This is a genomic window from Nocardia pneumoniae NBRC 100136, assembly GCF_000308755.1.
Classification (GTDB): Bacteria; Actinomycetota; Actinomycetes; order Mycobacteriales; family Mycobacteriaceae; genus Nocardia; species Nocardia pneumoniae.
Window position 1 is genome coordinate 76,062 of record NZ_BAGF01000020.1, and the last position, 22,687, is coordinate 98,748.

The 22,687-nt window shown below is 68.7% G+C and carries 20 protein-coding genes and 1 tRNA gene; 17 read left to right on the forward strand and 4 right to left on the reverse strand.

Features of this window, described 5'->3' with window-relative positions; genetic code table 11:
- Positions 1-109: 109 nt before the first annotated feature.
- The 4 genes from ON34_RS33330 to ON34_RS05360 all read right to left on the reverse strand — a co-directional run bounded on the left by ON34_RS33330 (position 110) and on the right by ON34_RS05360 (position 3,392).
- The gene (locus tag ON34_RS33330; RefSeq protein ID WP_051022168.1) at positions 110-1,174 is read right to left on the reverse strand and encodes an alpha/beta hydrolase family protein; all 1,065 of its coding nucleotides are present in this window, start codon (positions 1,172-1,174) and stop codon (positions 110-112) included.
- A 283-nt stretch (positions 1,175-1,457) separates the two neighbouring features.
- Positions 1,458-1,530 (reverse strand) — tRNA-Arg (locus ON34_RS05350).
- Positions 1,531-1,635: 105 nt separating this feature from the next.
- Positions 1,636-2,274 (reverse strand): DUF305 domain-containing protein, encoded by a 639-nt coding sequence (locus ON34_RS05355; RefSeq protein WP_245547895.1) that lies wholly within the window; start codon positions 2,272-2,274, stop codon positions 1,636-1,638.
- Positions 2,275-2,474: 200 nt separating this feature from the next.
- Positions 2,475-3,392 (reverse strand): thioredoxin-like domain-containing protein, encoded by a 918-nt coding sequence (locus ON34_RS05360; RefSeq protein WP_040774960.1) that lies wholly within the window; start codon positions 3,390-3,392, stop codon positions 2,475-2,477.
- A gap of 92 nt (positions 3,393-3,484) precedes the next feature.
- Between ON34_RS05360 and argS the strand changes: the two genes are divergently transcribed.
- From argS to atpA, 17 genes are all read left to right on the forward strand, one after another.
- Positions 3,485-5,143 (forward strand): arginine--tRNA ligase, encoded by a 1,659-nt coding sequence (argS, locus tag ON34_RS05365; protein WP_040774962.1) that lies wholly within the window; start codon positions 3,485-3,487, stop codon positions 5,141-5,143.
- A gap of 147 nt (positions 5,144-5,290) precedes the next feature.
- A complete protein-coding gene (lysA, locus tag ON34_RS05370; protein WP_040774963.1) occupies positions 5,291-6,712 on the forward strand; it encodes a diaminopimelate decarboxylase in 1,422 nt (473 codons plus the stop codon).
- Positions 6,709-8,064 carry a homoserine dehydrogenase gene (locus ON34_RS05375; protein ID WP_083889158.1) on the forward strand — a complete coding sequence of 452 codons (1,356 nt, stop codon included), beginning with the start codon at positions 6,709-6,711 and terminating at the stop codon, positions 8,062-8,064. The genes lysA and ON34_RS05375 overlap by 4 nt, the downstream gene beginning before the upstream one ends.
- A 101-nt stretch (positions 8,065-8,165) precedes the next feature.
- Positions 8,166-9,227, forward strand: a complete 1,062-nt coding sequence (gene thrC / locus ON34_RS05380; protein ID WP_040774965.1) for a threonine synthase — start codon at positions 8,166-8,168, stop codon at positions 9,225-9,227.
- 97 nt (positions 9,228-9,324) lie between these two features.
- Positions 9,325-10,296: a homoserine kinase gene (gene thrB / locus ON34_RS05385; RefSeq protein WP_040775058.1), complete on the forward strand. Its 972-nt coding sequence runs from the start codon at positions 9,325-9,327 to the stop codon at positions 10,294-10,296.
- A gap of 415 nt (positions 10,297-10,711) precedes the next feature.
- Complete coding sequence (rho, locus tag ON34_RS05390; protein WP_085997017.1) at positions 10,712-12,619, forward strand: transcription termination factor Rho; 1,908 nt, start codon at positions 10,712-10,714, stop codon at positions 12,617-12,619.
- 630 nt (positions 12,620-13,249) lie between these two features.
- Positions 13,250-13,480, forward strand: a complete 231-nt coding sequence (rpmE, locus tag ON34_RS05400) for a 50S ribosomal protein L31 (RefSeq protein WP_011207583.1) — start codon at positions 13,250-13,252, stop codon at positions 13,478-13,480.
- A gap of 84 nt (positions 13,481-13,564) precedes the next feature.
- On the forward strand, positions 13,565-14,635 hold the full coding sequence (gene prfA, locus ON34_RS05405; protein ID WP_040774974.1) for a peptide chain release factor 1: 1,071 nt from the start codon (positions 13,565-13,567) through the stop codon (positions 14,633-14,635).
- Positions 14,636-14,660: 25 nt separating this feature from the next.
- The gene (gene prmC, locus ON34_RS05410; RefSeq protein WP_040774977.1) at positions 14,661-15,539 is read left to right on the forward strand and encodes a peptide chain release factor N(5)-glutamine methyltransferase; all 879 of its coding nucleotides are present in this window, start codon (positions 14,661-14,663) and stop codon (positions 15,537-15,539) included.
- Positions 15,540-15,819: 280 nt separating this feature from the next.
- Positions 15,820-16,491, forward strand: a complete 672-nt coding sequence (locus ON34_RS05415) for an L-threonylcarbamoyladenylate synthase (RefSeq protein WP_040775061.1) — start codon at positions 15,820-15,822, stop codon at positions 16,489-16,491.
- Positions 16,488-17,645, forward strand: a complete 1,158-nt coding sequence (locus tag ON34_RS05420) for a glycosyltransferase family 4 protein (RefSeq protein ID WP_040774980.1) — start codon at positions 16,488-16,490, stop codon at positions 17,643-17,645. The genes ON34_RS05415 and ON34_RS05420 overlap by 4 nt, the downstream gene beginning before the upstream one ends.
- An 11-nt stretch (positions 17,646-17,656) precedes the next feature.
- Positions 17,657-18,109: a Cg1360 family ATP-synthase-associated protein gene (locus ON34_RS05425; RefSeq protein ID WP_040774983.1), complete on the forward strand. Its 453-nt coding sequence runs from the start codon at positions 17,657-17,659 to the stop codon at positions 18,107-18,109.
- A 279-nt stretch (positions 18,110-18,388) separates the two neighbouring features.
- The gene (gene atpB, locus ON34_RS05430; RefSeq protein ID WP_085997015.1) at positions 18,389-19,216 is read left to right on the forward strand and encodes a F0F1 ATP synthase subunit A; all 828 of its coding nucleotides are present in this window, start codon (positions 18,389-18,391) and stop codon (positions 19,214-19,216) included.
- Positions 19,217-19,294: 78 nt separating this feature from the next.
- Positions 19,295-19,543 carry an ATP synthase F0 subunit C gene (locus tag ON34_RS05435; RefSeq protein WP_039796339.1) on the forward strand — a complete coding sequence of 83 codons (249 nt, stop codon included), beginning with the start codon at positions 19,295-19,297 and terminating at the stop codon, positions 19,541-19,543.
- 5 nt (positions 19,544-19,548) lie between these two features.
- Positions 19,549-20,109: a F0F1 ATP synthase subunit B gene (locus ON34_RS05440; protein WP_040774988.1), complete on the forward strand. Its 561-nt coding sequence runs from the start codon at positions 19,549-19,551 to the stop codon at positions 20,107-20,109.
- Positions 20,110-20,128: 19 nt separating this feature from the next.
- Entirely contained in the window at positions 20,129-20,938 is an 810-nt protein-coding gene (locus ON34_RS05445; protein WP_040774991.1) for a F0F1 ATP synthase subunit delta, read from the forward strand.
- 55 nt (positions 20,939-20,993) lie between these two features.
- Entirely contained in the window at positions 20,994-22,631 is a 1,638-nt protein-coding gene (gene atpA, locus ON34_RS05450; RefSeq protein WP_040774993.1) for a F0F1 ATP synthase subunit alpha, read from the forward strand.
- The last annotated feature ends 56 nt before the right edge of the window (positions 22,632-22,687 follow it).

The following is a 22,687-nucleotide window of genomic DNA, read 5'->3' on the forward strand; positions in this document are numbered from 1 at the left end:
GATCGGTTGCTGATGGTCACATAATGCTCCTTCGAACGCGTTGTGGGCGGAACGACGGCCGAATTCGGCGTGGGCGAAACCCGCGGAGAGCAGCCGCACGAGGAGCCGATCAGCGTGTGCGCCACTCGAGCTCGGGCCAAACCGGCACCGGCGCCGCCGCGCCGCGCAGCTGCTCGTCGAGGAATGCGGTGACAACGCTCCGGATGATCGCGGCGGCACGCTCGGCGGACAGTGACCCGCACCGGACCGTCGATGGCGCGAGCGCGGATAGATCGGTTGCCGCATAGTGCCCGGCACCGCGAATCGTACCGAGCGTGAATGCCGGGCTGTCCGAAGCGAACCGGATCCACGACGCGTGCAGCATGTCGCCGGAGGCGAGCATCAGCACGGGCCGGTCGACACCGCCGCGCTCCACGTCGGTGTTGTCCGTCCAGCCTGCCGGGCCGTCGAGTACCACGCCCGCCCGGACGAGCGGTTCGGCGCGCATCGCGGCCACCGCGGTCAGTCCTCCGTAGGAGTGGCCCGCCACCGCGATCCGATTCAGGTCGACGTGCGCGCCGACGACCGGCAGCCCGGCGAGCTCGTCGAGGACCAGGCGCACATCGGCGACGCGGATGTCCAGCGCGCGGCGCATGTATTCGGCGTCCTCGTAGGCCGGTGGCGTGCCGAGCAGGAGCTCCCCGCGCACCTCGACCGCGGGCGTCTCGCCAGGGTGGTCGACACCGATCACGACGTAGCCCCGCGAGGCGAGCTCGGCGGCGAGTCCCGACGCGAGCCAGCGCGGCGTGCCGAGACCCGGTGAGTACACCACCACCGGTAAGGGGCCGAGTGCGGTGTCCAGCGGCGCGTCCTGCCCGGCCGCGAGCGTGGTGGTGAGCATCGTGGGCACGGCGACGGGCTCGTGCAGCCACAACGCCGCGTCGATTGCCAGGAACGCCGCGGCCACCCGGCTGGACGCGGGAACGTAGTGCGCCGGGATCGCCGGTGCGGCAGCCGGATACCAGACCGACACCGGCAACTCCCGGCCACCGGCCGCAACGCTGGTGTCGATGCGACCGACAAGATGCTCGCCGGTCGGCGCGGGCACCTCGGCGTGTGCGCGCCCGGCGAAGCAGGCGGCGCTGAGGAAGAGGACGATCGCGGCAGCGAGCCCGGAGACGGCGCGAGCGATCATCGCCGGTCACCACCCGGACCCGCCTTCCGCCGAGCCCGCGGGCCGATACTCCAACCCGTCTCGGGATGTTCCGGGGTGCGGTTCGCGCGCATCGCGTCGCCTGCCCGGCCGCGCGGGCAGATCTCGTCTACCAGCCACTGGGGATTCTCGATGGAGGGATTTATACCCGAGGGTCTGCGATCGGAGCCGCATCTGACAGGCGCGTCCGGATTGTCCTCGCCGATCACACAAAGAACGAGCCTTGCTCGCGCATTCCGCGAGCAAGGCTCGTCCAACTCGTACGTGCCCTCGGCAGGATTCGAACCTGCGGCCTTCTGCTCCGGAGGCAGACGCTCTATCCCCTGAGCTACGAGGGCGGGATAGGGCTCGATCGGGGCCGGATGGCGGTCCGATCGGGCTGGGTCAGCCTATCGTATCGACCGCCGTCCGCCAAAAAGCGCGTCGGGCGGCGTGGATTCGGGTCAGCTCGCGGGGAGGGGAGTGGCGCCGCGGGCGGTGAGCATCGTGGTGATCAGCGCGGATTCGCCGCGTTGGGTCTTGGCCATGGTGTCGGCGAGGGTGCGCACCGCGGTGGTTTCGGCGTGCTGGGCGGCGTAGTCGATCATCGGCAGGCCGCCCTCGTGGTGGCGCAGCATCAGCTGCAGGAACATCGTGTCGAGTGCGCGTCCGGTGGCCTGGCGCAGCGCGGCGAGCTCGGTGGGCGTCGCCATGCCGGGCATGGCAGGCACCGGGCCGGAATGGTGTGCACTCGGCGCGGAATGATCGTGGCCGGTCATCGGTTCGGTCATCCAGCCCATGTATCCGTCCACGCCCTGCGCGGGTTCGCCCCAGAGCTGAAGCCAGCCCTGCATGCGGCCGACCTGGTTCTGCTGCGTGGTGAGGATGTCGTAGGCGAGGCGGCGTACCTCGGTGTCGGTGGAACGAACCAGCACCACGCCCGCCATTTCCACCGCTTGGGCGTGATGCGCCGACATGTCCTGAGCGAAGCCCACGTCGACGGAGCCAGGCTCCGGCTCGCCGGAACTGTCCAGCGGAATCCGCGCCAGCACGCCGATCGCGAAGCCGATCAGCATGGCGCCGATGGTGCCGAGAATCACCAGGGCCGTGCGCTGGCGGCGGAACTGACCGCCGAGACCGGATTCGGTCGGGGCGTCATCCGGAACCTCCGCGGGGGATGCCGCTGCCGCGCCCGCCGCCCCGGTTTCGGTGTCGTTCGAGATGTCGGCGGACACTGCTGTCTCACGCCCCGGTGCGGTCTCGGCTTCCGAGCCACCGTTGACGGACGCTTTCTCGGCTGCCACTACTGCCCCGCACCCGGTGCAGGCTGCGTCGGCGCGGGCGCGGGCGCGCCGGGCACACCGGGAAGAGCGGGCACGCCGGGCACCCCCGGCAGGCCGCCGGGCAGCCCACCCGGGGGCATGCCGCCGACCTCGGACGGGTCCGCTTGCAGGCCCTTGCCGTCCATCGGCACCGCATCGGGTCCTGGCGGCGTCGGATCGAACGGCGGCGGGTTGTCGGTGTCGAAGACGATGGTCGAGCAGTCGGCGCCGACCTCGGGGTAGGTGTAGGAGTTCAACCGCAGCGCGGTGATGAACTGGCCGACGCGCTTGTCGTCGGGGCTGTCCAGCTTCAACTGATGCCCCCAGGATTGCAGCGACACCGCCGAATCCTGGCCCGGGTAGGGCGACATCATCGTGTACGGCTTGCCCTCGACCTTCGCTTTCAGCGTCGCGATCCCGTCGGCGTTCACCTTGTCGGGGTTGTAGGTGATCCACACGGCGCCGTGTTCGAGCGAGTGCACCGCGTTCTCCACCCGGATCGGCTTGGTGTAGACCGTGCCGGTGCAGGTCGCCCAGGACTGGTCGTGCGGGCCGCCGAACGGCGGCGCCTGGTCGTAGGCCACCCGCTGGTTCCCGCTGATGTGCAGGCCCGCGGGGTATTCCTTCTTCACCACGCCCGCGATCCCGTCGGAGGGATCTTTCCGCTGCGCGCTGGGTGTGTACTTGTCCAGCTCGGCCTTCTCCCGGTACTTGGGGACCAGGCTGTAGGCCAGGGCGCCGATCAATGCGATGATGACTACGGCCGCGCCGATGGCCAGCCAGGGGATCTGGCGATTCTTCTTCGGAAGTTGCCCTTGTGTGCCCCGCTTGCGGGGAGCCGACAACTTGGCCGCGGCCTTGGCGGCCTTGGCCGATTTGGCGCTGGGACTGTTCGGCATCGCTCGTTGTGCTCTTTCGACGTGGTGGATCCGCTGGCTGCGCAGTGCCCACCCCGTGGTGTACACCCGCCAAGACCATAGGATAGAGACTCGTGACTCCAGCTGACCTTGCAGATCTCCTTCGCGCCACCGCGGCGAAGGTGCTTGTCGAACGTGGACTGGACCCTGCGGTCCTGCCCGACGAGGTCACCGTGGAGCGCCCCCGCAACCCGGAACACGGCGACTATGCCACGAATGTCGCGATGCAGGTGGCCAAGCGCGCCGGAACCAAGCCGCGCGAGCTGGCGACCTGGCTGGCCGGCGCACTGGCCGACGCGGACGGCGTCGCCGCCGCCGAGGTCGCCGGGCCCGGCTTCCTGAACATCCGGCTCGCCGCCTCCGCGCAGGGCGCGATCATCGAGCGGATCCTCGCCGCCGGCGCCGCGTACGGCACCGCGGACACGCTGAAGGGCACCCGGATCAACCTCGAGTTCGTGTCGGCCAACCCGACCGGCCCGGTGCATCTCGGCGGCACCCGCTGGGCATCGGTAGGCGACGCGCTCGGCCGCATCCTGGCCGCGCAGGGCGCCGACGTGGTGCGCGAGTACTACTTCAACGACCACGGCGCGCAGATCGATCGGTTCGCCGCCTCGCTGGTCGCGGCCGCAACGGGCGCCCCGACCCCGGACAACGGTTACGCGGGCGCCTACATCGGCGAGATCGCCGCCAAGATCGTGGCCGCGCACCCCGACGCGCTGAGCAAGCCGGAGGCCGAGCGCCTGGAGCTGTTCCGCGCCGAGGGCGTCGAGCTGATGTTCGCGCACATCAAGGAGTCGCTGCACGAGTTCGGCACCGACTTCGACGTCTACTTCAACGAGAGCTCGCTGTTCGCCTCCGGCGCGGTGGAGCAGGCGGTGGAGAAGCTGAAGAACTCCGGCGACCTGTACGAGAAGGACGGCGCCTGGTGGATCGCCAGCTCCGAATACGGGGACGATCAGGACCGGGTGGTCATCAAGAGCGACGGCAAGGCCGCCTACATCGCCGGTGACATCGCCTATTTCCAGAACAAGCGCTCGCGCGGCTTCGATCTGTGCATCTACATGCTCGGCGCCGACCATCACGGCTACATCGGCAGGTTGAAGGCCGCCGCGGCCGCCTTCGGCGACGACCCGGCCACCGTCGAGGTGCTGATCGGGCAGATGGTGAACCTGCTGCGCGACGGCGTCGCGGTGCGGATGAGCAAGCGCGCGGGCACCGTGGTGACGCTCGACGACCTGGTCGAGGCGATCGGCGTGGACGCGGCGCGGTACTCGCTGGTGCGCTCGTCGGTGAACTCCAGCATCGACATCGACTTGAACCTGTGGGCCAGCCAGAGCAACGAGAACCCGGTCTACTACGTGCAATACGCGCACGCGCGCACCGCGTCCATCGCGCGGAACGCCGCCGAGTTCGAGTACGACGCCGTCACCCCGGATCTCGCGCTGCTGTCGGCCGACGAGGAAGGCGAGCTGATCCGCACCCTGGGCGAGTACCCGCGCGTCGTGGCCGGCGCGGCGAGCCTGCGCGAACCGCACCGGGTGGCTCGCTATCTGGAGGAACTGGCCGGCGCCTACCACCGCTTCCAGACCAACAAGAACCTGCGCGTCCTGCCGCTGGGCGACGAGCCCGTCTCGCCGACGAACGCCGCCCGCCTCGCTCTGGTCAACGCCACCCGTCAGGTCCTGGCCAACGGCCTCGGCCTGCTCGGCGTCAGTGCGCCGGAGCGCATGTGACCGGGCAGCGGACCAGAGCGAGGAAGGAAGCCATCGTGAGCGAGCCGAGCGGCAGCGAGGTGGAGGCATGAGTGAGCGCAGCGAGCGAGCCATCGACACAGCCGCGTGCGCGGTCATGTCGGAACCGAGCGGCAGCGAGGTGGAGGCATGAGCGCGCATCCCGCCGGGCCCCGGCACGCCGAGATCCCGCACGCGCCGAATCTGCCGGAACGTCCCAGCGATCCGGCGCAGATGATCGATCTGCCCGCGAACGTCTGGCCGCGCAACGCCGCTCGCGACGCCGACGGCGTGGTCCGGCTGGCGGGCGTGCCGGTGCACGAGCTGGCCGCTCGGTTCGGCACTCCGCTGTTCGTGGTCGACGAGGACGACTTCCGGTCCCGCTGCCGCGACATGGTCCGCGCCTTCGGGGCGAACGCACGCGTCCACTACGCGTCCAAGGCGTTCCTGTGCGGTGAGATCGCGCGCTGGATCCGGGACGAGGGCCTGTCGCTGGACGTGTGCTCCGGCGGCGAACTCGCCGTGGCGTTGCACGCCGGTTTCCCGGCCGAGCGAATCGCCTTGCACGGCAACAACAAATCGGTCGCCGAGCTGGAGGCCGCGGTATCCGCCGGGGTCGGCCACATCGTGGTCGACTCGCTGATCGAGATCGAGCGACTGGAAGCCGTCGCCGGCCTCGCGGGCGTGGTGCAGGACGTGCTGGTCCGGGTCACGGTCGGCGTGGAAGCCCATACCCACGAATACATCTCGACCGCGCACGAGGATCAGAAGTTCGGTTTCTCGATCGCGGGCGGCGACGCCATGGAGGCCCTCGCACGGGTCTTCGACGCCGACAATCTGCGTCTGGTCGGCCTGCACAGTCACATCGGCTCGCAGATCTTCGAGATCGACGGATTCGAGATCGCCGCGCGGCGCATGCTCGGTCTGCTGCGCGAGGCCATCGACAAGTTCGGCATCGAGCGCACCGCTCAGATCTCCACGCTGGATCTCGGTGGCGGACTGGGCATTTCGTATCTGCCGTCGGACGATCCGCCGCCGTTGGACGAGTTCGCCGCGAACCTGCGCGAGCTGGTCGCCGCCGAGGCCGAACGCGCGGGCCTGCCCGTGCCGGTGATCGCGGTGGAGCCGGGCCGCGCCATCGCCGGCCCCGGCACGGTGACGCTGTACGAGGTGGGCACGATCAAGGACGTCTCGCTGGACGGCGGCCTGCGCAGACGCTACGTCAGTGTCGACGGCGGCATGAGCGACAACATCCGTCCCGCCCTGTATCAGGCCGATTACGACTGCCGTCTGGTCTCGCGCTCGTCGCAGGCCGGTCCGGTGGTCGCGCGTGTGGTCGGAAAACATTGCGAGAGTGGCGATATCGTCATCCGCGATACCTGGTTGCCCGCCGATGTCGGCCCCGGTGACCTGGTCGCCGTCGCCGCCACCGGCGCGTACTGCTATTCGATGTCCAGCCGGTACAACCAGTTGACCCGCCCCGCGGTCGTCGCGGTGCGGGACGGACAGCCGCGCCTGATCCTGCGCCGGGAGACGGTGGCGGACCTGCTCAGCTTGGAGGTGGAAGCGTGACGGCGAACGCGAAGAACGGTGTCTGGGGGACCGATCGCCCGATCGGGGTGGCGGTCCTCGGCATGGGCAACGTCGGCACCGAGGTCGTGCGCATTCTGCGCGAGCACACCGAGGACCTGCGTGCCCGCGTCGGCGCCCCGGTGGTGCTACGCGGCGTGGCCGTGCGCAGTCTCGGCACCGACCGCGGCATCCCGGCGGACCTGCTGACCACCGACGCCGACGCTCTCGTCGCCCGCGACGACGTCGATCTGGTCGTCGAGGTGATCGGCGGCATCGATCCGCCGCGCCGGCTGATCCTGGCCGCGCTGAACGCGGGCAAATCCGTGGTGACCGCGAACAAGGCGCTGCTGGCCGACTACACCGGCGAGCTCGCCGCGGCCGCCGAACGCAGCCGCGCCGACCTGTACTTCGAGGCCGCCGTCGCGGGCGCCATCCCGGTGGTGCGCCCGCTGATCCAGTCCCTGGCCGGGGACCGGGTGAACCGGGTCGTCGGCATCGTCAACGGCACCACCAACTTCATCCTCTCCGCGATGGACGAGACCGGCGCCGACTACTCGGACACGCTGGCCGAGGCCACCCGTCTCGGGTACGCGGAGGCCGACCCGACCGCCGACGTGGAGGGCTACGACGCCGCGGCCAAGGCCGCGATCCTCGCCTCGCTGGCGTTCCACACCAGGGTCACCGCCGCCGACGTGTACCGCGAGGGCATCTCGCGGATCACCGCGGAGGATCTGGAGACCGCCTCGGCGCTGGATTGCACCGTCAAGCTGCTGGCCATCTGCGAGCGCGTGGACGCGGGCCCCGGCGAGCCGGGCCCGGACGAGGGCGGCAAGGAGCGCGTCTCGGTGCGCGTCTACCCGGCGCTCATTCCGCGCAAGCATCCGCTGGCCGCGGTGACCGGCGCGTTCAACGCGGTCGTCGTCGAGGCGGAGAACGCCGGACGGCTGATGTTCTACGGGCAGGGCGCGGGCGGCGCTCCCACCGCCTCCGCGGTGCTCGGCGATCTGGTGATGGCGGCGCGCAACAAGTTCTACGGGGGTCGCGCTCCCGGCGAATCGGTTTATGCTGAGCTACCGATCGCGCCGATCGGCGATACGCCCACCCGCTATCACGTGAACCTGCAGGTCGAGGACCGCCCTGGGGTCCTGGCCAAGGTGGCGGGCGAATTCGCCAAGCACGAGGTGAGCATCTCGACCGTCCGTCAAGAAGGGCACGGCTCGGGGGCGCGCCTGGTCGTGGTGACCCACCACGCAACGGAGTCGGCGCTCGCGGACACCGTCGCCGCACTGGCGGAAATGGCATCCGTCACATCCGTGACCAGCGTTCTGAGATTGGAAGGCACCGAAGAATGACCACAGTGTCGCCAGATGGCACAGTGTCGCGCAGCGACGCCACGGGGGGTGGTGGCCGGGTGACGGGTGGGCGTACGACTGGCGTCGCCCCGCAGGCAGGAGTGCACTCGCGCTGGCCGGGCCTGATCGCGGCTTACCGCGACCGGCTCGCCGGCGCGGCCGACTGGGAGCCGGTCACGCTGTACGAAGGCGGAACGCCGCTGGTGCCCGCGCCGCACCTGTCCGAGCTGACCGGATGCGAGGTGTACCTGAAGGTCGAGGGCCTGAACCCGACCGGGTCGTTCAAGGACCGCGGCATGACCATGGCGATGACCGACGCGAAGTACCGCGGCCAGAAAGCGGTGCTGTGCGCGTCCACCGGCAACACCTCGGCCTCCGCCGCGGCGTACGCTACCCGCGCCGGCATGAGCTGCGCGGTGCTGATCCCGCAGGGCAAGATCGCGATGGGCAAGCTGGCCCAGGCGGTCATGCTGGGCGCGAAGATCATCCAGGTGCAGGGCAATTTCGACGACTGCCTGGAGCTCGCCCGCAAGGTCACCGCCGACTTCCCCAGCATCGGCCTGGTGAACTCGGTGAACCCCGCGCGTATCGAGGGACAGAAGACCGCGGCCTTCGAGATCTGCGACGTGCTCGGCAAGGCGCCGGATGTGCACGCGCTTCCGGTCGGCAACGCGGGCAACATCACCGCCTACTGGCGTGGGTACCGTGAGTACCACGCCGACGGCGTCACCAGTCGGCTGCCGCGCATGCTCGGTGTGCAGGCCGCGGGTGCCGCGCCGCTGGTCAACGGGGCGCCGGTGAAGGACCCGGAGACCATCGCGACCGCCATCCGGATCGGCGCGCCGGCCTCCTGGAACGGCGCCGTCGAGGCCAAGGAGCAGTCCGGCGGAGCGTTCCGCGCCGCCACCGACGAGGCGATCCTCGAGGCATATCACCTGGTCGCGGCCACCGAGGGTGTGTTCGTCGAGCCCGCGTCGGCGGCCAGCGTCGCCGGTGTGCTCGCCGCGCGCAAGGAAGGCTGGCTGGACGCCGGACTCACCGTGGTGTGCACCGTGACCGGTAACGGTCTCAAGGATCCCGACACGGCGCTGTCGGGCATGCCGCAGGTGCAGGCCATTCCGGTCGACCCGGTCGCGGTCGCCGCCGAACTCGAGCTGGCCTGAGTTGAGTTCGCGCGACAGCCAGGTCATGGGTGGGCGAACAGTGAACACAGCCGAGCAACTCGCTGACGCCGCAGCCGAGCGCCAGCGAGGCGCGGGCGTGAGCGTGACGCTGCCCGCCGGTCTCACCGTGACCGCGCGGGTACCCGCGTCGACCGCGAACCTCGGCCCCGGTTTCGACTCGCTCGGGATGGCATTGGGTCTCTATGACGAGATCGAGGTGCGCACCACCGATTCCGGGCTCACCATCCGGGTCGAAGGTGAGGGCGCCGACGATGTGCCTTGGGGCCCTTCGCATCTCGTGGTCCGCGCGATCGAGCGCGGCCTGGAGTCGGCGGGCGTGTGGGCCGACGGCCTCGATGTGGTGTGCCGCAACGTGATTCCGCACGCGCGTGGGCTCGGCTCGTCGGCCTCCGCGGTGGTCGGTGGACTGGCCGCGGGCTGTGCCCTCGCGGCGAAGCTGGACCCGGCACTGGCCACGCCGGCCGATCAATTGGTCCAGCTGGCCTCGGAATTCGAAGGTCACCCGGACAACGCGGCGGCCAGTGTGCTCGGCGGAATCGTGGTCTCGTGGACCGAGGCCGAGACCGAGCTGGCCGCCGACGCGGGTCGCGATATCGCGCCCGAGGCGCAGTACCACGGCCGCGTCTACCGCGCGGTGCGGCTGGAGCCGCATCCGGCGCTGCGACCGGTCGTGCTGATTCCCGAGGAGCGCTCGTCCACCGCGCACACCCGCGGTCTGCTGCCCGAGGTCGTGCCGCACGGCGACGCCGCCTTCAACGTCAGCCGCGCCGCGCTCGCGGTGGTCGCGCTGACCCAGCGCCCCGATCTGTTGCTGCCCGCCACTGCGGACCGCCTGCACCAGCCCCAGCGTGCCCCCGCGCTACCGTTGACCACGGCCTGGATCGCCCGCCTGCGCGCGGCGGGGATCGCGGCCACCGTCTCCGGCGCGGGGCCGACCATCCTGGCCCTGAGTACCAGCGAATTCCCCGCGCACCTCGGTGAACTCGCGGCCGCCGACGGCCTGCGCGTGGTGGAGCCGGGAATCGCCGAAGGCGTCCAGGTCGACTGACGGCGAGTCTGCCTTGCCGAGATTCGCGATGGACAGCTATTCTGGGCAAGTCCGTACATCGTGCGCATCAGACGCCGGTGCTTCATCAGGGCAATCGCTCCAGCAGGCTCCAGGCTCGAGCCTCCAGGCCATGGGGGTGCTGCGTAGCTGCGCAACTGGAATGATCACTCCCCACCTTTCGCCAATGGTGGAGAAGCCGCCGGTCCGGCGGGGCAGGTGATACGGCACATAGCGCCCGGACGGACGCATCCCAGTCCGGCAGAATGCCCGGGCTGCGGGACGAACCCTCGAAACAGCACACGGCAATCGAGGGAAGGAAAGGATTTCCGTGACAGATACGGACCTGCTCGCGACACCCGGCGTGGAATCGAACCCGACGGGCGACCGCGAAAGTGAATCCGGACAGATTTCGAAGATGAGCGAACACACCGACGTCGCACGATCGGGGCTGACTGGAATGTTGTTGCCGCAGTTGCGCGCACTCGCGGGGGAGCTCGGTATCCGAGGTACCTCCGGAATGCGCAAGGGCGATTTGATCGCCGCCATCAAGGAAAATCAGGCCGCCGGTAAAGCGGCGAAGGTGGAAAAGCCCGCCAAAGGCGAGGCGAAGTCCGCGGTGACCGCCAAGGCAGATGCCCCGGCGAAGGCCGAGCAGGCGACCCTCGACGTAACGCCAGCGGCTTCGGCCGCGGCCACCGAGGCTCCCGCCCCGGCGATGTCCGCGCCCGCCGAATCCGCGCCCGCGGCTGACTCCGCGCCCGCCCCCGCCCCCGAAACCACCGAGGAGCCCGGCCGCGAGGGCGGCCAGCGTGGCCGCGGACGGCAGCGGCGCGGTCGTGACCAGGCGCGATCCGGCGGCGAGAGCGCGCCCGCCGAAGCGCGTGGTGACGAGGCGAAGCAGGATGCCGACCAGGGCGGCGAGCGTCGCCGCGAGCGTGGTCAGGGCGAACGCGGCCAGGGTGAGCGTGGTCAGGACAAGCGCGACCAAGGCGAACGCGGCCAGGGTGAGCGCGGCCAAGGCGAGCGCGGCCAGAGCCAGAACGGCAGCGCGGCGCGCGGTGGTGACGAGGAAGAAGGCGGTCGCGGTCGGCGCGGACGCCGCTTCCGGGAGCGTCGTCGTGGTCGCGACCGCGAGAGCGGTGGCGGCGAGGCCCGCGAGCTGGAGATCCGCGAGGACGACGTGCTGCAGCCGGTCGCGGGCATCCTCGACGTGCTGGACAACTACGCCTTCGTCCGCACCTCCGGCTACCTGGCCGGGCCGAACGACGTCTACGTGTCGATGAACCTGGTGCGCAAGAACGGTCTGCGCCGCGGTGACGCGATCACCGGCGCGGTGCGCGCCCCGCGCGACGGCGAACAGGCCAACCAGCGTCAGAAGTTCGATCCGCTGGTGCGGCTGGACACGGTCAACGGCGGTGATGTCGAGGCCGCCAAGCGCCGCCCCGAGTTCGGCAAGCTCACCCCGCTGTACCCGAACCAGCGGCTGCGGCTGGAGACCACGCCGAACAAGCTGACCACCCGGGTCATCGACCTGATCATGCCGATCGGCAAGGGGCAGCGCGCGCTGATCGTGTCGCCGCCGAAGGCAGGTAAGACCACGATCCTGCAGGACATCGCGAACGCGATCGCGACCAACAACCCCGAGTGCTACCTCATGGTCGTGCTGGTCGACGAGCGTCCGGAAGAGGTCACCGACATGCAGCGTTCGGTGAAGGGCGAGGTCATCGCCTCCACCTTCGACCGGCCGCCGTCGGATCACACCTCGGTCGCCGAGCTCGCCATCGAGCGGGCCAAGCGCCTGGTGGAGATGGGCAAGGACGTCGTCGTGCTGCTGGACTCGATCACCCGGCTCGGCCGCGCGTACAACAACTCCTCGCCCGCCTCGGGCCGAATCCTTTCCGGTGGTGTCGATTCCACCGCGCTGTACCCGCCCAAGCGGTTCCTCGGCGCGGCGCGCAACATCGAGAACGGTGGATCGCTGACCATCATCGCGACCGCGATGGTGGAGACCGGCTCGACCGGTGACACGGTGATCTTCGAGGAGTTCAAGGGCACCGGTAACGCCGAACTCAAGCTGGACCGCAAGATCGCCGAGCGGCGCGTGTTCCCCGCGGTGGACGTCAACCCGTCCGGCACCCGCAAGGACGAGCTACTGCTCAGCCCCGACGAGGCGGGGGTGCTGCACAAGCTGCGCCGCGTACTGTCCGGCCTGGACTCCCACCAGGCGATCGATCTGCTGATCGACCGTCTGAAGAAGTCCAAGAACAACCTCGAGTTCCTCATGCAGGTGAGCAAGACCGCGCCGGGCGCACTCGACGAGTAATTCGCAAAACCGAGCTGCGGCTATGGCAACGGCCGAGAGGGTCCCGCTCGTGCGGGACCCTCTCGGCGTTTGCGGGGCGAAGAAGGCCAGTCCGATCGCGGCCGCGCCACTGATCAGGAAACCGAGGATGAGCGCACAGGTCACGTCCGCGGGTCCCGGCGCGGCGGTCGGCACGTACACCGCGTGCGCGGGGGCGGGATAGTTCGTGGTTTCGGGGAGTGCGCACCACCCGACGGCCGCGGTGAGGATCAGCAGAACGAAAATCGCGGACGCGATTCGGATTGTCACGCCGGTCTCCTTCCTGCCGCCAGCGGCGGTGTGCACGATGTCCGCAACTCTATGAACGGATCTGTTCACATTCCTGAGTAGCGGACTACCCGACTTCAGGGTCGGTGAAGGCGGCGAGGATTCGCGCGCCCGAAATTCCGGGGGCGCAAACGACGGGGGGAATACCTAGGGCGGGAACAAACCACTTGCCAGGGGCGTTTTGGGAGCGTAACGGCAGTTCTGGCATACTGAACGGTCGTTGCGTCTGCTCATGTGAGCAGACCTCCCGCCTAGTCGGTTCCGGTTCACGCTCGTCGCGAGTTCGCGTGGGCGACCCGGCGGCCATATCTCGAGAGGACATCCATGAAGGCAGGAATTCACCCGGCGTATGTCGACACCACGGTCGTCTGTGGTTGCGGCAACACCTTCCAGACTCGCAGCACCAAGGAGTCGGGACACATCACCGTCGAGGTCTGCTCGCAGTGCCACCCGTTCTACACCGGCAAGCAGAAGATCCTCGACACCGGTGGCCGCGTGGCCCGCTTCGAGGCCCGCTACGGCAAGCGTGCCGGCAAGAAGGCCGACGCCAAGTAGCTTCCTCGCCGACGCCCGGTCCTGCTGCGCAGGCCGGGCGTCGGTGTTTTTGTATGGACAGGTAACCAGGAGAAGGAAGCACCCGTGACGCAACCGTCCGCCATCGATGACGTTCTGGCCGAGTACGCCGGCTTGGAGACGCAGCTGGCCGATCCGTCGCTGCACAACGATGCGGGCGCCGCGCGCCGGGTCGGCAAGCGGTTCGCCGAGCTGGCCCCGGTCATGGCCACGTACCGCAAGCTGGAGGCGGCGCGCGACGATCTGTCCGCCGCCCGGGAACTCGCCGCCGACGATGCCGCCTTCGCCGCCGAGATCCCCGGCCTGGAACAACAGGTGCAGGAACTGGAACAGGCCCTCGCCGACCTGCTGGCCCCGCGCGACCCGCACGACGGCGACGACGTCGTGCTCGAGGTGAAGTCCGGGGAGGGCGGCGAGGAGTCCGCGTTGTTCGCCGCCGACCTGGCCCGCATGTACGTGCGCTACGCCGAGCGCCACGGCTGGAAGGTCGAGATCCTCGACGCCACGCTGTCGGATCTGGGCGGCTACAAAGAGGCCACGTTGTCGATCAAGAGCCGGGACGCCGCGCGGGACGGCGTGTGGTCGCGGTTCAAATTCGAAGGTGGTGTCCACCGTGTGCAGCGTGTCCCGGTGACCGAATCGCAGGGACGCATCCACACCTCGGCGGCGGGCGTGCTGATCTATCCGGAGCCCGACGAAATCGAGGCGGTGCAGATCGACGAATCCGATCTGCGGATCGACGTCTACCGCTCCTCCGGCAAGGGCGGTCAGGGCGTCAACACCACCGACTCCGCGGTGCGCATCACCCATCTGCCCTCCGGCATCGTGGTCACCTGCCAGAACGAGCGGTCCCAGTTGCAGAACAAGGCCCGCGCCATGCAGGTGCTCGCGGCCCGGCTGCAGGCGCTGGCCGAGGAGCAGGCCGAGCAGGAGGCGGCCGCGGGCCGGGCGAGCCAGATCCGCACCGTGGACCGCTCCGAGCGGATTCGCACCTACAACTTCCCGGAGAACCGGATCACCGACCATCGCATCGGCTTCAAGGCGCACAACCTCGACGCGGTGCTCGACGGCGACCTGGACGCGTTGCTGGATGCTCTGGGCAAGGCGGATCGCGAAGCGCGTATGGCCGCGGAATGATCCCGTTTCGGGCAGAGTCGATGCCATGTCCACCACCCGAGTAGCGCTGCGCCCCGCCATCAACGACGCCATCGAGACTTTGCGCACCGCCGGGGTGCACAGTCCGCAGGCCGACGCCGAGCATTTGGCGGCGCACGTCCTCGGCGTGGAACGAACCAGGCTGGCGCTGATTCCGCTGGTGCCGCCGGGCAAGCTGGCCGAGTATCGCGAGCTGGTCGATCGCCGTGCGCAGCGGATTCCGTTGCAGCACTTGACCGGGACGGCCGTGCTGGGTGCGCTCGATCTCGCGGTGGGACCCGGCGTCTTCGTGCCGCGCCCGGAAACCGAGCTGCTGTACGCGTGGGCGCTGGCGCAGCTGGAGGCGCTGCCGCACGATCACGCCCCGATCGTCGTCGACCTGTGCACCGGCTCGGGCGCCTTGGCCCTCGCCATCGCGCACGCGCGGCCCGACGCCGACGTGCACGCGATCGAACTCGATCCCACGGCGCTGGTCTGGGCGCGCCGGAACGCCGACGACCGCATCGCGGCGGGCGACACACCGATCACGCTCTACGCCGACGACGCCACCGACCCCACGCTGCTCACCGCCCTCGACGGCCGCGTGGACATCGTGGTCTCCAACCCGCCCTACATCCCCGAGGGCGCCGCCCTCGACCCCGAGGTGGCCGAGCACGACCCACCGATCGCCCTGTTCGGCGGCCCGGACGGTTTGTCGGTCATCCGCGGCATGATCCCGAACATCACCCGCCTCCTGCGCCCAGGCGGCGGCGTCGCCATCGAACACGACGACACCAACGGCTCAGCCCTGGCCGCCCTGCTGGCAGAGCACGGTGAGTTCACCGACATCGTCGAACACCCCGACCTCGCGGGCAAGCCCCGCTTCGTCGCCGCCATCCGGACATGACCTGACATCCGCGTGCGAGGTTTGCGCCCAGTCGATCAAAGCGGCTCCCGTGCCAGGCAGCCTCAGCCTTTGGGCGCTCGGCGAAGACAGTCGCGGCGGCAACGCCGCCGAGAACGTGCTAACTGATTTCGAAAGTACATGGGTAACTCGTCGGGTACGCCCAAACAGAAGCGGCACCAAACGCAGGACCTGCACGAAAATCCCCATCATCTGACTAGTACGGCCTGAGTACCCGGAGGGGCGGGGGAGTGAGGCGGACAGGCGTGACAGGATGGTCGCTGTGAGTACCGTCTACGACTGCGCGGATCCCGACTCGCGCGCCGCCGGACTGTCCGCGGCGACCAGTGCCCTGAAATCCGGACGGCTGGTCGTGCTGCCCACCGACACCCTGTACGGCCTGGCCGCCGACGCGTTCGATGCCACCGCGGTGAGCTCGCTGCTCGCGGCCAAGCGCCGGGGCAGGGACATGCCGGTGCCGGTGCTCGTCGGTTCCTGGCACACCATCGACGGCCTGGTGTTCTCGGTGCGGCCGCAAGCGCGCGAGCTGATCCGGGCGTTCTGGCCCGGCGGCCTGAGTCTCGTTGTGCAGCAAGCGCCTTCGCTGGCCTGGGATCTCGGTGACACGCGCGGGACGGTGATGCTGCGGATGCCGCTGCACCCGGTCGCGCTGGAGCTGTTGCGTGAGGTCGGCCCGCTGGCGGTGTCCAGCGCCAACGTGTCCGGACAGCCACCGGCGAAGACCGCGGCCGAGGCCAAGGACCAGCTCGGTGAGCTGGTCGGCGTGTACCTCGACGGCGGCCCCGCCGAGCACGCCGTCGCCTCCACCATCGTCGACCTGACCGCCGACCAACCGCGCATCCTGCGCGCGGGCGCGGTGCCGGTCGCCGACATCGCCGAGGTGCTCGGGATGTCGCCGGAGGCGCTGGGCGGCGCCGCGCAGCGGCTCGGATGATGGGTTCGAGCGCTGTCGTTCCCCTGCGGGAGCTGCTCGTCGTGCTGCTCATCTCCGCGGTGGTGACCTTCCTGGCCACCGGCGGGGTGCGCGTGCTGGCGATCGGTTTCGGCGCGGTCGCCGTGCCGCGCGATCGGGACGTGCACGTCAAGCCGATCCCCCGGATGGGCGGCGTGGGCATGTACATCGGCGTGGTCGCCGCGGTGCTGTTCGCCCACCAACTGCCCGCGCTGCGCAGCGGATTCGATTACAAGCCCAATATCCCGATCGCTGTGCTGGTGGCCAGCACGCTCATCGTCGCGGTCGGCATCGTCGACGACCGGTGGGGCCTGGACGCGCTCACGAAGTTCGCCGGACAGGTGACGGCGGCGGGCGTGATGGCCGTCATGGGGCTGGGGTGGTACGTCATCTACAACCCGTTCAGCAACACCACGGTGGTGCTGGACGGTTTGCAAGGTGGCTTGGTCACGGTCGCGGTCACCGTCACCCTGGTCAACGCCATGAACTTCGTCGACGGTCTGGACGGCCTCGCCGCGGGTCTGGGCTTGATTGCCGCGCTGGCCGTTTTCGTGTTCTGCGTGGGATTGATGAACGAACAGGGCGGTTCGGTCGACACCTACCCGCCCGCGCTGCTCGCCGCCGCGCTGGCGGGCGGATGCCTCGGATTCCTGCCGCACAATTTCCAGCCCGCGCGCATATTCATGGGCGACTCCGGCTCGATGCTGATCGGATTGATGCTGGCCGCGGTGTCGACCGGCGCGTCCGGCCGAATCCCGTTGCAGGGATACGGGCCGCGCGACATCGTCGGTCTGCTCTCCCCGCTGTTGCTGGTCGGCGCGGTGATGTTCATTCCGGTGCTGGACCTGTTGCTCGCCATCGTGCGCCGGGTTCGCGCCGGGGTGAGTTTCTCGACGCCGGACAAAATGCACTTGCATCATCGCTTGCTGCAGATCGGGCATTCGCACCGGCGCGTGGTGCTGCTGATCTATTTGTGGGTCGGTGTGCTGGCGTTCGGCGCGGTGGGCACCTCGCTGATGGACCGCAGGTTGGTTGTCCTGATGATGGCGGGCGGCCTGGTTTTCGCGTTGGTGATCACCGCGATTCCGGGGCTGCGGCGGAGGGACCCGGCGGGCGACGGATCGGCGCCCGGGTAGAGTCGAGGGCTGTGACTTTCACACCCGAACCGATTCCCGGTCCCGATGCGCCGCTGCGGTCCGCTCTGCGCTACGGCCTGATCGGCTTGGGTGTTCTGGTGGTCCTCGCGGTCGGACTGGGCGCGGCCGTCTCGGGAATGTCCGGCGTATGGGGTGCGCTGCTCGGCGCCGCGATCGGCGGCGGCTTCATTCTCACCACCGCGGCTGTCGTGCTGTTCGGCGCGAAACTGCCGCCGACCACCGCCGGTCTGGTCATGCTGGTGAGCTGGGTGGGCAAGATGCTGGTGGCGTTGATCGTCATCGCCATCCTCAATCAGTTCGATTTCTACGACCGGGTCGTTCTGTTCCTGACCGTGGTCGGAGCCTTGGTCATCGTGCTCGGCGCGGAGACGTACGGCGTTGTGCGCCAGAAGGTTCCATACGTGACCACGACCGAGCCGGAAGCGTCTGATACCCGCGAGTAACAAAAAACGCACACCCCCTACACGCTGTCGTAGATCACTTGGTAAAGTGTTGGTAAGCAAGCGACCAAGTGAGGGGTCACCCGCTGGATCCCCCACAACGGCAGCTATGCTTACTGCCGTGCCGGGCTCCGAGGGGTGTTCCGGTTCTGCATGTCGACGATGTCGCCGACACACGTACAGACGCCGGGTGGAGTCCAAACCGCCGCACAGCTGCTGACGAACTTCGAGCCGACCTGAGTCGACCCAAATTGATCGTCAATGTCCGATCGAACCGCGGGAATGACCGTACCCGCGGCCCGAACACGGGAGAGAACGCTGAGCGTCACCACTCTGGCGGCCGAGTTCCATGCGCCGTCGCTTACCGACTTCTTCCCTCCAGCTGTGCTGTTCGAGGGAACGCCGTTCGAACTCGATCGATTGATGCTGGTCCGCATCCTGATGTCGGCCGTTCTGGTCGCCGTGATGCTGCTGGCGTTCCGTTCGCCGCGGATCGTTCCGCGGGGTCTGCAGAATGTCGCCGAAATCGGCCTGGTCTTCGTCAAGGAGCAGATCTGCGAAGAGGTACTGGGCAAGGAATCGGGACGCAGATTCTTCCCGCTGATCGCGACGATCTTCTTCACGGTCCTCTTTCTGAACTTCTCCGGCATCATTCCGGGGTTGAACATCTCGTCGAATGCTCGAATCGGCATGCCGCTGACGCTGGCCGTCATCGCGTACCTGGCGTTCAACTACGTCGGTATCAAGAAGTACGGATTCTTCAACTACATGCGCAGCAGCATCGTCGTTCCGAATGTTCCCCCCGCACTGCACGTGCTGTTGATTCCGATCGAGTTCGTCTCCACCTTCATCCTGCGTCCGTTCACGCTGACCGTCCGACTCATGGCCAACATGCTGGCCGGTCACATCATGTTGGTCCTGTTCTTCAGCGCCACCTGGTTCTTCCTGTTCGACGCCGCCGCATGGATGAAGGTGTTCTCGCCGTTCTCGCTGCTCGCGGGACTCGGATTCACGCTGTTCGAGATGTTGGTCATCTTCCTGCAGGCCTATGTGTTTGCGCTGCTGACCGCCGTTTACATCGGGCTCGCACAGCACGCGGCCGATCACTGACCTGACCGACACAACTACCGGAAACCTGCTACACCACGCCGACCGGCGGGTGAGCAACAGAAAGGGAATGGAAGACTCATGAGCCTCGCTTACCTGGCCCAGGAAGCCGCGACCAACGAGAGCACCTTCAAGGGTCTCGGCGCCGTCGGCTACGGTCTCGCCGCGATCGGCCCTGGCATCGGCGTCGGCATCGTCGTCGGCAAGGCCATCGAGGGCATCGCGCGTCAGCCTGAGCTGCAGGGCACCATCCGCACCAACATGTTCCTCGGTATCGCGTTCACCGAGGCGCTCGCCCTCATCGGTCTCGTCGCCGGCTTCATTTTCTGATTCCGATGTACGAGTCAGTTTTGCTCGCGGCGGCGGAGGGAGAGGAAGTGAATCCTCTCGTCCCCGAAACGTATGACATCGTCTGGTCGGTCGTCTGCGTCGTCATCATCGCGGCCTTGTTCTACAAGTACGTGATCCCGCGTCTGATGAAGACGCTCGACGAGCGTTCCGACAAGATCGAAGGCGGCATCGCTCGCGCGGAAGCCGCGCAGGAGGAAGCTCAGCTCACCCTCCAGCAGTACCAGCAGCAGCTGGCCGAGGCCCGGCTCGAGGCCGCCCGCATCCGCGAGGACGCGCGCACCCAGGGCCAGGAGATCCTCGCCCAGATGCGCTCGGAGGCCCAGGCCGAAGCCGACCGCATCATCGCGGCAGGCCACACCCAGCTGGAAGCCCAGCGCCAGCAGATCCTGACCGAGCTGCGCTCCGAAGTCGGCCGCACAGCCGTCGACCTGGCCGAGAAGATCATCGGACAGTCGGTGTCGGACGAGGCCAAGCAGGCCGCGTCGATCGAGCGGTTCCTCGACGAGCTCGACGAGTCGGACGCAGGCATCGGGGTCGGAAGGTAACGACGCGAAAGTGAGAAGCATGTACGCAGCGAGCCGCGAGGCAAGCGCCCGGTCCCGGGAGGCGCTTCGGGCCGCTCTGACCGGAAGCGATACGGCTGCGGCCACGACGGGCTCGGAACTGTTCGCCGTTGTCGCCGTGCTGGACGACCAGCGTTCGCTGCGTGTGGCGCTCGCGGACGTGTCGGTGCCGGGTTCCGCGCGCGCGGAACTCTGCGAGCGGGTCTTCGGCGGCAAGGTCAGCGCTGCCACGCTGGCGGTGCTGACCACCGCGGTGGCCCAGGACTGGTCGCGCACCGCGGACCTGGTCGACACCCTGGTGCTGCTCGGCCAGGAGGCGTTGCTGGAGTCGGCGGCGCAGCGCGGCCGCCTCGACGCGGTCGAGGACGAGCTGTTCCGGCTCGGCCGCATCATCGGCGACAACCCCGAGCTGGAGCAGGCTCTGTCGGATCGCGCGAAACCGGCTTCGGCCAAGCGCGAGCTGGTCGCCCGCCTGCTCGCCGACAAGACCGAGCCGATCACGCTGACCCTGGTGGAGCAGGTGGTGGCCAGGCAGCGGACCAGCCTCGGCGCGGCCTTCGACGAGCTGTCCGACCTGGCGGCGGGTCGCCGCGAGCAGATCGTCGCGCACGTGCGTGCCGCGATCGCGCTCACCGAGCAGCAGCGTGACCGGCTGGCCGCCTCGCTGGGCCGTATCTACGGCAAGGCGATCACGGTACACGTCCAGGTCGACCAGAGTTTGCTGAGCGGGCTCGTCGTGCGCGTCGGTGACGACGTGATCGACGGCAGCGCCCTCGGCCGACTGGAAAAGCTGCGCCGGGCCCTGACCTAGCGCGCTTCCCACCACCCCCGACATTCCAGACCCAGACAGCGAGAGCAGGAAGAACATGGCGGAGCTGACGATCTCCTCCGACGAGATCCGTAGCGCGATCGATAGCTACACCCAGAGCTACACCCCCAAGACCTCCATCGAAGAAGTCGGTGTGGTCACCGACGCCAGCGACGGCATCGCGCACGTCAGCGGCCTGCCGTCGACGATGGCCAACGAGCTGCTCGAATTCCCGGGCGGCGTGCTCGGCGTGGCGCTGAACCTCGAGGACCGTGAGATCGGTGCGGTCATCCTCGGCGAGTTCTCCCGGATCGAGGAGGGCCACGAGGTCCGCCGCACCGGTGACGTGCTCTCGGTTCCGGTCGGCGACAAGTTCCTCGGCCGCGTGGTGAACCCGCTCGGCCAGCCGATCGACGGCCTCGGCGAGATCGAGGCCGAGGAGCAGCGCGTGCTGGAGCTGCAGGCCGCGACCGTGCTGGAGCGCCAGCCGGTCGAGGAGCCGCTGGCCACCGGCATCACCGCCATCGACGCGCTGACCGCGATCGGTCGCGGCCAGCGTCAGCTGATCATCGGCGACCGCAAGACCGGCAAGACCGCGGTCTGCATCGACGCGATCCTCAACCAGAAGGCCAACTGGGAGACCGGCGATCCGAGCAAGCAGGTGCGCTGCATCTACGTCGCCATCGGCCAGAAGGGCTCCACCATCGCGGGCGTGAAGGCCGCGCTGGAGCAGCACGGTGCGCTGGAGTACACCACCATCGTCGCCGCCCCGGCCTCCGACTCGGCCGGCTTCAAGTGGCTGGCCCCGTACACCGGTTCGGCCATCGGCCAGCACTGGATGTACCAGGGCAAGCACGTGCTGATCGTGTTCGACGACCTGACCAAGCAGGCCGAGGCCTACCGCGCCATCTCGCTGCTGCTGCGTCGCCCGCCGGGCCGCGAGGCGTACCCCGGTGACGTCTTCTACCTGCACTCCCGTCTGCTGGAGCGTTGCGCCAAGCTGTCCGACGAGATGGGCGCCGGCTCGATGACCGGTCTGCCGATCATCGAGACCAAGGCCAACGACATCTCGGCGTTCATCCCGACCAACGTCATCTCCATCACCGACGGCCAGGTCTTCCTCGAGTCCGACCTGTTCAACAAGGGTGTCCGCCCGGCGATCAACGTCGGTACCTCGGTCTCCCGCGTCGGTGGCGCCGCCCAGACCAAGGGCATGAAGAAGGTCGCCGGTTCGCTGCGTCTGGAAATGGCGCAGTACCGCGAGCTGGAGGCGTTCTCCGCCTTCGCCTCCGACCTCGACGCCGCGTCGCTGGCGCAGCTCGAGCGCGGCGCCCGCTGGGTCGAGCTGCTCAAGCAGGACCAGTACTCGCCGGTGCCGGTCGAGGACCAGATCGTCTCGATCTACCTGGTCGACGGCGGCTACTACGACTCGGTCCCGGTCGCCGACATCCGCCGCTTCAACACCGAGCTGCTGGAGGACCTGCACCGCACCGCCGCGGACGCCTTCAAGGCCATCGCGGGCGGCAAGGTGCTCGACGGCGATGCCGCCGAGGCGATCAAGGCGGCCACGGAGAAGTTCAAGCAGGGCTTCCTCGCCTCCGACGGCAGCCGCGTGGTGAACGAGGCCGAAGCGGGCGAGCTCGACCACGAAGAGGTCGAGTCGCTGTCGGTGACGCGCAAGCACGTCGAGAAGTAATCGAGCCCGCAATGCGCTATTCGATCCGCGGCATGAGCGACGGGCACGAAGGAGGA

What these genes read in the sequence shown, in the direction of transcription:
- ON34_RS33330 (WP_051022168.1), bottom strand. Translation starts at nt 1,174, where the DNA reads ATGATCGCTCGCGCCGTCTCCGGGCTCGCTGCCGCGATCGTCCTCTTC.
- ON34_RS05360 (WP_040774960.1), bottom strand. Translation starts at nt 3,392, where the DNA reads ATGCCGAACAGTCCCAGCGCCAAATCGGCCAAGGCCGCCAAGGCCGCG.
- lysA (WP_040774963.1), top strand. Translation starts at nt 5,291, where the DNA reads ATGAGCGCGCATCCCGCCGGGCCCCGGCACGCCGAGATCCCGCACGCG.
- rho (WP_085997017.1), top strand. Translation starts at nt 10,712, where the DNA reads ATGAGCGAACACACCGACGTCGCACGATCGGGGCTGACTGGAATGTTG.
- rpmE (WP_011207583.1), top strand. Translation starts at nt 13,250, where the DNA reads ATGAAGGCAGGAATTCACCCGGCGTATGTCGACACCACGGTCGTCTGT.
- prmC (WP_040774977.1), top strand. Translation starts at nt 14,661, where the DNA reads ATGTCCACCACCCGAGTAGCGCTGCGCCCCGCCATCAACGACGCCATC.
- ON34_RS05420 (WP_040774980.1), top strand. Translation starts at nt 16,488, where the DNA reads ATGATGGGTTCGAGCGCTGTCGTTCCCCTGCGGGAGCTGCTCGTCGTG.
- atpB (WP_085997015.1), top strand. Translation starts at nt 18,389, where the DNA reads ATGACCGTACCCGCGGCCCGAACACGGGAGAGAACGCTGAGCGTCACC.
- ON34_RS05435 (WP_039796339.1), top strand. Translation starts at nt 19,295, where the DNA reads ATGAGCCTCGCTTACCTGGCCCAGGAAGCCGCGACCAACGAGAGCACC.
- ON34_RS05440 (WP_040774988.1), top strand. Translation starts at nt 19,549, where the DNA reads ATGTACGAGTCAGTTTTGCTCGCGGCGGCGGAGGGAGAGGAAGTGAAT.
- ON34_RS05445 (WP_040774991.1), top strand. Translation starts at nt 20,129, where the DNA reads ATGTACGCAGCGAGCCGCGAGGCAAGCGCCCGGTCCCGGGAGGCGCTT.
- atpA (WP_040774993.1), top strand. Translation starts at nt 20,994, where the DNA reads ATGGCGGAGCTGACGATCTCCTCCGACGAGATCCGTAGCGCGATCGAT.